Below are 2,281 nucleotides of genomic sequence, written 5' to 3'. Positions count from 1 at the left end.
AGGCCGGGGATGTCAACATATCTGGCGTTGACTTTTGGCACGCTGTTGAGTTCTCAAGGAACGGACACTTCCTTCGAGCCGCCTTCCAGCGGGCCCTCCGGGCGCTTCGTTCTTTCGTGTTCCCAGCTTATCAGATGTTTTCCGCTCCGTTTCCGGGGCTTCGTTCATCCAACTCGCCGGTGTCTTCCGGGGCTTGACGCCCTGTCCGACGTTTCAAACTCTAGCCGATCCCCGCTCCGAAAAGCGAATCCAGCCGCAATCCGATAAAAGGCGCACGCCGAATAAGCACCGAGCCGCCACGCGAAAAAACGCGAACGCGACCCGGCACGAGCCGGGAAGTGGTGTTTCAAGGGATTGGCTACCTCGGGACCGTCCGCGCTGACGCGTGTCCGGTGCTCCCTGCCAGGCAGCTCGAAGAACACTAGACCTCTGGGGTGGCCGAGTCAAGCACGGCAAGCGAATTCTCGGTGCCCTCGTCGGCCTCGTCCGCCGGCAGCTGGAAGGCCAGCACGGCGACGTCGTCGTCGTGCTCCGAGGTGACGCCCATCGCCCGGAGCAGTCGGGCGCAGATCACCTCGGGGGCGCCGATCGCGCCGGTGAGGGTGCGGGCCAGCAGGTCGAGGCCCTGGTCGATGTCCTCGTCGCGGCGTTCGACCAGGCCGTCCGTATAGAGGACACCAATCGTGCCGGGGAGCAGGCGCAGGGTGTGGGACACGTGCAGGCCGCCGCCGGTGCCGAGCGGGGGGCCGTTCTGCTCCTCGCTGCGCAGGATGGTGCCGTCGGGGCAGCGCAGCAGCATGGGGAGGTGGCCGGCCGAGGCGTAGGAGAGGGTGCGGTGCTGGGGGTCCCAGACGGCGTAGGTGCAGGTGGCGATCTGGTTGGCGTCGATCTCCATGGCGAGGCCGTCGAGCAGGCACATCACCTCGTGCGGGGGCAGGTCGAGGCGGGCGTAGGCGCGGACGGCGGTGCGCAGCTGGCCCATCACGGCGGCGGCCCGCAGGCCCCGGCCCATGACGTCGCCGATGACGAGTGCCGTGCGTCCGCCGTCGATGGCGATGACGTCGTACCAGTCGCCGCCGACCGCGGCCTCGGCTCCGCCCGGCTGGTAGGTGGCGGCGACCCGCAGGTCGGCGGGTTGGTCGAGTTTCTGCGGGAGCAGGCTGCGCTGGAGGGTGACGGCGGCCTCGCGCTGGCGGCGTTCGGCCTCGCGCAGGCGGGCGGCGGCGAGGACCTGGTCGGTGACCTCGGCGGCGAAGATCAGGACTCCGGCGGGCGGGCCCTCGGTGGGGGTGTCGCCGGTGTCGCCGGGGCCGAGCGGCACGCAGGAGACGTTGTAGTAGCGGTTGCCGGTGAGGCCGAGGATGCAGCGGGCCTTGACGCTGCGGGGCCGGCCGCCGCGGATGACCTGGTCCATCAGGGGCAGGACGCCCATGGTGCCGAGTTCGGGGAGCGCCTCGCCCGCGGGCAGGCCGGTGGGGCGTTCGCCGAAGAGTTCGCGGTAGGCGCGGTTGGCGTAGCCGAGCTGGTGGAGCGGGCCGTAGGTGACGGCGACCGGGGCGGGGATGCGGTTGAGGACCTCGCGCAGGTTCTGGGGTTTGTGCAGGTCGAGGAGTTCGGGGGTGTGGGCGGGGCCGGTGGGGTCGCGGGGGCTGGGGACGACGACGCCGTCGGTGGAGGGCGTGCCCTCGTCGGTGCCGGCCCCGTTGGGTGGGGCGGCACGCCAGGGGACTCCGGTGAGCCGGGCGCTCCAGCGGATGAGGTTCAAACGACGGCCGCTTCCTCGTTTTCCAGGCATATCATCACTTTTTGTGTGCACGTCAGCACACGGGGTAATGACCAGTTCGGGCTGATCCTGTCAGGCGGAGGCCCGGTTCCGGAAGTCGCCCGCCCGGCGTGGCCGTCGGATCGGCGTTCCGGCGCGCGTTCCGGATCGCGTTCGGGCCCTCATTCCGGCCCTCGTTCCGATCGGCCTCCGGAACGACCACCGGGCCGGCCGTCGAGCCGCCCGTCGAGCCGCCCGTCGGACCGGCCGTCGGCCCCGGGCGGCGGGGCCGTTCACCGGGGAGCCTCCGGCCCGGCGCCGGGCGGCCGTCCGGGCCCTGGGTCGAACCCGCCCTCGAAGACCGAACGCGGGTGCTCCATCGCCCCCAGCGAGACCACCTCGCGGGAGAACACCCCGCCCAGCACCCAGTCCACCAGCACCCGCACCCGGCGCTCCGCGCTCGGCAGCCGCCGCAGGTGCCGGGCCCGGTGCAGCCACCACGCCCGCCGCCCGGTGAGC

The 2,281-nt window shown here is 71.6% G+C and carries 2 pseudogenes; both read right to left on the bottom strand.

The annotated features are described in order from the left end of the window. Positions 1-469: 469 nt before the first annotated feature. Positions 470-1,765, bottom strand: a pseudogene (locus tag BG452_RS32970) (SpoIIE family protein phosphatase); the annotation flags it as partial. Between the two features lie 290 nt (positions 1,766-2,055). After that, a pseudogene (locus BG452_RS32965) lies at positions 2,056-2,281 on the bottom strand (NAD(P)/FAD-dependent oxidoreductase); the annotation flags it as partial.

This window comes from Streptomyces sp. CBMA123, from assembly GCF_014596465.1.
Classification (GTDB): Bacteria; Actinomycetota; Actinomycetes; order Streptomycetales; family Streptomycetaceae; genus Kitasatospora.
This window is presented reverse-complemented; position numbering and strand designations above follow the sequence as displayed.